Origin of the sequence: Actinotalea ferrariae, from assembly GCF_019733465.1 — a bacterium.
Taxonomy (GTDB): domain Bacteria; phylum Actinomycetota; class Actinomycetes; order Actinomycetales; family Cellulomonadaceae; genus Actinotalea; species Actinotalea ferrariae_A.
The window spans coordinates 1-4,876 of sequence record NZ_JACVQL010000324.1 but is presented as its reverse complement, the minus strand read 5'-3'; the positions used below and the strand labels follow the sequence as shown (position 1 = coordinate 4,876).

General features: G+C 75.6%; 6 protein-coding genes. 3 read left to right on the top strand and 3 right to left on the bottom strand.

Annotation, left to right across the window (positions count from 1 at the left end; genetic code table 11):
• The first annotated feature begins 414 nt into the window (after window positions 1-414).
• Complete coding sequence (locus tag ICW40_RS18990) at window positions 415-651, top strand: DUF2188 domain-containing protein (RefSeq protein ID WP_221655555.1); 237 nt, start codon at window positions 415-417, stop codon at window positions 649-651.
• A 37-nt stretch (window positions 652-688) separates the two neighbouring features.
• Here ICW40_RS18990 and ICW40_RS18985 read toward each other — a convergent pair whose 3' ends face one another.
• The 3 genes from ICW40_RS18985 to ICW40_RS18975 are packed head-to-tail and all read right to left on the bottom strand — an operon-like array spanning window position 689 to window position 3,594.
• Complete coding sequence (locus ICW40_RS18985; protein ID WP_221655554.1) at window positions 689-961, bottom strand: hypothetical protein; 273 nt, start codon at window positions 959-961, stop codon at window positions 689-691.
• A 44-nt stretch (window positions 962-1,005) separates the two neighbouring features.
• Complete coding sequence (locus tag ICW40_RS18980) at window positions 1,006-1,821, bottom strand: HpcH/HpaI aldolase family protein (protein WP_221655553.1); 816 nt, start codon at window positions 1,819-1,821, stop codon at window positions 1,006-1,008.
• A gap of 18 nt (window positions 1,822-1,839) precedes the next feature.
• Complete coding sequence (locus tag ICW40_RS18975) at window positions 1,840-3,594, bottom strand: dihydroxy-acid dehydratase (RefSeq protein WP_221655552.1); 1,755 nt, start codon at window positions 3,592-3,594, stop codon at window positions 1,840-1,842.
• A gap of 49 nt (window positions 3,595-3,643) precedes the next feature.
• Here ICW40_RS18975 and ICW40_RS18970 point away from each other — a divergent pair, with 49 nt between their 5' ends.
• Both ICW40_RS18970 and ICW40_RS18965 read left to right on the top strand, forming a co-directional pair.
• Window positions 3,644-4,465, top strand: coding sequence for an IclR family transcriptional regulator (locus ICW40_RS18970; RefSeq protein ID WP_221655551.1), 822 nt, complete (start codon window positions 3,644-3,646; stop codon window positions 4,463-4,465).
• Window positions 4,465-4,876 (top strand): alcohol dehydrogenase catalytic domain-containing protein (locus tag ICW40_RS18965; RefSeq protein ID WP_221655550.1); only part of this gene is annotated, 412 nt, incomplete at its 3' end. The genes ICW40_RS18970 and ICW40_RS18965, both read left to right, overlap by 1 nt.

Genomic DNA, 4,876 nt, shown 5'->3' with positions numbered 1-4,876 from the left:
GAGCCTCCCGGCGGTAGACATGGCGGCGGCACCCGGGCGGGCGGCGCTCGCTCCGCCGGCGGCACCCGCTCCCGCAGCGGACGCCCCTCCACCCCGCCTCGAGGCCGCACCCGGCGCCGAGGCCGCTGAGCCGACCGGGTCGCTGACGAGACGCGGGCCGCCGAGGTCGACCCCTCGCAGCGAGATAGCACAGGCGCTGAGTCGACCTGGGTCCGGACCGTCGACCTCAGCCGTCCGGACGCGGCCCGACGACGGCTCGTAGCAGGACGACGTCGTCGCAGGTCAGGACCTTGGTCCGGGTGGCGGAACCCCGCAGGTCGGGTCATCATGGCGAGGAGGGGTGAGGGCGCTCTCCAGAACCGGGAGCGCCGCGGGCCCCGTCGGCCGTCATCGGCCGGGCTTCCGGGAGGCACCGTGGTCCAAGTTCACACCGTCTACGAGGGCTCCGCATGGCGGAACAAGGTCGACGGGCTCCAGCAGGGCACGGCGTGCGCGAACCGCACGTCGGCCGTCGCCGAGGGCCGGCACATCGCGATCGACCTGGCCTGCGAGCACGCCGTCCACGACGTCGACGGGCGCGTCATCGAGAGCGTCGACTACGGCTCGTCCGAGCCCGGCATCTGGCCGGGCGCCATGCGGTACACCGCATGACCTGAGGCGTGCGCTCCTCCCGCGCCTGAGGGGCGCGCTACTCGCGCGCCTCCCACTCGGCGGCCTCGCCGTCGGGCCCGACCGCGCCGGACTCGGCCGCCGCGTCGGGCTCGACGCGCGCGTCGCCCTGGCGCTCGCCGGGCGGCACTGTCTCGCGCGAGCTGCCCTCCGCGGGGTCCTCGTTGCCGAGGTCGTAGCCCGAGTCGGGGCTGTCCGAGAAGCCGTAGCCGTCGTTGACCGGGTCCTGCACGGGAGACTCCGGGTCCTGACCCGGCTCCTCGGGGATCGGCGTGCTGACGTCCTCGCTCATCGGGTCCTCCTGCGGTCGTCGTGCGGTGGGCTGCCTCGATGCGATCACGCGTCCGGCGCACCCGCAATCGGGGGCGCGCTCACCGCGCTCCACGCGTCCGCGACGGCCCGCCGCAGCAGCGAGGTGTCGACCGCGACGCTCAGCAGGCGCGCGCCGCGTCCCGCCCAGTGCCGCGCCATCTCGACGTCGGAGCAGAACAGCCCGGCCACCTTGTCCGCGGCCCGGCACGCGTCGACCACCCGCTGCAGCAGCGCGTCGACCTCCGGCTCGTCGCGGTAGGTGCTGCGGCCGTAGCCGCAGCCGAGCGCGAGGTCGTTGGGCCCGACGAAGACGCCGTCGACCCCCGGGGTCGCGACGATGGCGTCGAGCGCGTCGACGCCCGCCCGCGTCTCGACCATGACGAGGCAGACGACGCCCGCGTCCTGCTCCGCGGGGGGCAGCGCGCCGTCGGCGCGCACGTCGCCCCACATCGGGCCCCACGAGCGCGACCCCGTCGGCGGGAAGCGGCAGGCGGCGGCCGCCGCGGCGGCGTCCGCGGCCGAGTCGACCATCGGGACGACGACGACGCTCGCCCCCGTGTCGACCGCCCGCATGATCGTCGCCGGGTCCTTCCACGCGACGCGCACCGCCGGTGCGAGCCCCGCCGCGCGCATGGCCTGCAGCATCGAAGGCAGCTCGCTCGGGGTCGCCAGGCCGTGCTGGAGGTCCACGACCACGGTGTCGAACGGGCCGGCGGCGAGCATCTCCGCGACCACGGGGTCCGCGAGGCAGCTCCAGAGCGCGAACGCCGGCCGGTCCTCGCGCCACAGCGCACGCAGACGCTCGGAGCTCCGCGCGACGAGGCCGTCGGTCTGGGTCATGGTGTCCTCCGGTGGTCGTCAGTGCGACTCGCGGCCGACGGCGTCGCCGCTCGAGCCGACGAGGAAGTCGAGGTCGGCGCCCGTGTCGGCCTGCTGCACGTGGTCGACGTAGAGCCGCTCCCACCCGCGCGTCGGTGCGGCGAACGCCGCCACCGCCGCGGGGGCGGGCGCGCGGGCGGCGAGCTCGTCGTCGGGCAGGTCCACGTCGAGCCGGCGGTTGGGCACGTCGAGCACGACGACGTCGCCCGTGCGGATCTTCGCGAGCGGACCGCCAGCAGCGGCCTCGGGCGCCACGTGCAGCACGACGGTGCCGTACGCCGTGCCGCTCATGCGGCCGTCGCACACGCGCACCATGTCCCGCACCCCCTGCTCGAGCAGCTTCGCGGGCAGCGGCATGTTGGAGACCTCGGGCATGCCCGGGTAGCCCCGAGGGCCGCAGCCGCGCAGCACGAGCACGGTGTCGGCGTCGACGTCGAGGTCCGGGTCGTCGACCCGCGCGTGGAAGTCCTCGATCGAGTCGAACACGAGCGCGCGGCCCTGGTGGGTGAGCAGGTGAGGCGAGGCGGCGGCCGGCTTGATCACGGCGCCCGACGGCGCGAGGTTGCCGCGCAGCACCGCGATGCCGCCCTCGGCGAGCAGCGGCTCCTCGCGCAGCCGGATGACCTCCCGGTCCCAGATCGGCGCATCGTCGAGGTACTCCACGAGCGGCTTGCCCGTCACGGTGATCGCGGTCGGGTCGAGCAGGTCGCGCACCTGCGCGAGCACGGCCAGCAGCCCGCCGGCACGGTGCAGGTCGTCCATGAGGAACCGGCCGGCCGGCTGGAGGTCCACGAGCAGAGGCACGCCGGACCCCGTGCGGTCGACGTCGTCGAGGGTCAGCTCGACGCCGAGGCGTCCGGCGATCGCGAGCAGGTGGACGACGGCGTTCGTGGACCCGCCGATGGCGGCGAGCGCGACGATCGCGTTGAGGAACGAGGCGCGCGTCAGGACGTGGCTCGGGCGTCGCCCGGCGGCGACCAGCTCGACCGCGAGGCGACCCGTCTCGTGCGCGGACTCGAGGAGCCGGGCGTCGGGCGCGGGGGTGCCCGCGACGCCGGGCAGCGTGGTGCCCAGCGCCTCCGCCAGCAGACCCATCGTCGACGCGGTGCCCATGGTGTTGCAGTGCCCCACCGAGCGGACCATCGCCGACTCCGAGCGCAGGAAGGCCTCGGGGCTGAGCGTGCCGGCGCGCACCTCCTCGCTCAGCTGCCAGGTGGAGGTGCCGCACCCGAGCGGCGTGCCGCGGAAGTGCCCGGTGAGCATCGGGCCGCCCGGCACGACGACCGCGGGCAGGTCGACCGAGGCCGCCGCCATGAGCAGGGACGGGATGGTCTTGTCGCACCCGCCCAGGAGCACGACGCCGTCGATCGGGTTCGCCCGGAGCATCTCCTCGGTCGCCATCGCGGCCATGTTGCGCCAGAGCATCGCCGTCGGACGGACCTGCGTCTCCCCGAGGGAGACGACCGGCAGGTTGAGCGGCACGCCGCCCGCCTCCCACACGCCCTGCTTGACCGCCGCCGCGACGCCGTCGAGGTGGAGGTTGCACGGCGTGAGCTCGGACGCCGTGTTGGCGATCGCGATGTGCGGCCGGCCGTCGAACGCGTGGTTCGGCAGACCGCGCCGCATCCAGGCGCGGTGGATGTAGCCGTCCCGGTCGTCGCCCGCGTACCACTGGGAGCTGCGCGGGGCTCGCGCCTCCCCGGCCTCGTCGTCGTGGACACGTCGCTGTGTCATGACCCGCTCTTTCCGTCTGCTGGAACGCCTCGCTAGTATCCGGAACGCCATGGACACTACCCGAGGGCCGGCCGACGGCACAGCCTCCGACCCGGACGCCGACTCGCACGCCGAGGCGACGCGCCTGGTGGGCGCCGACCGGGTCCTGGCGGTCCTGCTGGACCTCGCCCGGCGGCCCGACGGCGCCGGCCTCGAGGAGCTGAGCCGCGCGGTGCGCAGCCCGAAGCCGACGGTGCACCGCGCTCTCGCGGCCCTGCGCCGGGCCCGGCTGGCCGACCAGGACACGCCGGGCCACTACGTGCTGGGCGACGAGTTCCTGCGCCTTGCGTTCGCGCACCACGAGGCCCGGCCCGACCATGTGCGCATCACGCCCGTCCTCGAGCGCCTGGCGGTGCTCTACGGCGAGACGACGCACTACGCCGTCCTGGCGGGCGACGACGTCGTCTACCGCTCGAAGGTCGACCCGCCGTCGGGCGGCGTGCGGCTCACCTCGACCGTCGGCGGGCGCAACCCGGCGCACGCGACGGGGGTCGGCAAGCTCCTGCTCGCCCTCACGCTGCCCGACGACGACGCCGTGCGCGCCTGGGTGGGCGGCCGCACGCTCGAGCGGCGCACGCCGCGCACGCTGACGACGGCGGACGAGCTGGTGCCGGAGCTCGCGCGCGTGCGCGAGCGCGGCTTCGCGGTCGACGACGAGGAGAACGAACCCGGGATCGGCTGCGTCGCCGTGCCCGCCCACCTCACGGGGTCGCACGCGCCGAGCGGCGCGGTCTCGGTCAGCGCCGTCCTCTACCGCACGCCGCTCGAGCGGCTCGTCGCCGAGGTCCCGGCCATCCGCGCCGCGGTCGGCGCCCGGCCGGCGGACGGCTGATGCGCGCGTTCGTGGTGCGCGGCCCGCGGGACGCGGGCGTCGAGGAGGTCCCGGACCCGGTCGCGGCACCGGGCGGCGTCGTCGTCGAGGTCCACCGCGTGGGCCTGTGCGGCACCGACGTCGAGTTCTTCACGGGCGAGATGGCGTACCTGCACTCAGGTCACGCCGCCTACCCGATGCGCCTCGGCCACGAGTGGAGCGGGACGGTGGTGGAGCTCGGCGCCGACGTCGACGCCGCCTGGCTCGGCCGGCGCGTCACGGGAGACACGATGCTCGGCTGCGGGCGCTGCACGCGGTGCCGGGCCGGCCGCGGCCACGTGTGCGCGGACCGCTACGAGGTCGGCATCCGCGGCGGCTTCCCCGGCGCGCTCGCCGAGCGGATGGCCGTCCCCGCGTCGGCGCTGCACGCGC

Coding starts and splice junctions, on each gene's coding strand:
- ICW40_RS18985 (WP_221655554.1), bottom strand. CDS start 961: ATGAGCGAGGACGTCAGCACGCCGATCCCCGAGGAGCCGGGTCAGGAC.
- ICW40_RS18980 (WP_221655553.1), bottom strand. CDS start 1,821: ATGACCCAGACCGACGGCCTCGTCGCGCGGAGCTCCGAGCGTCTGCGT.
- ICW40_RS18975 (WP_221655552.1), bottom strand. CDS start 3,594: ATGACACAGCGACGTGTCCACGACGACGAGGCCGGGGAGGCGCGAGCC.
- ICW40_RS18970 (WP_221655551.1), top strand. CDS start 3,644: ATGGACACTACCCGAGGGCCGGCCGACGGCACAGCCTCCGACCCGGAC.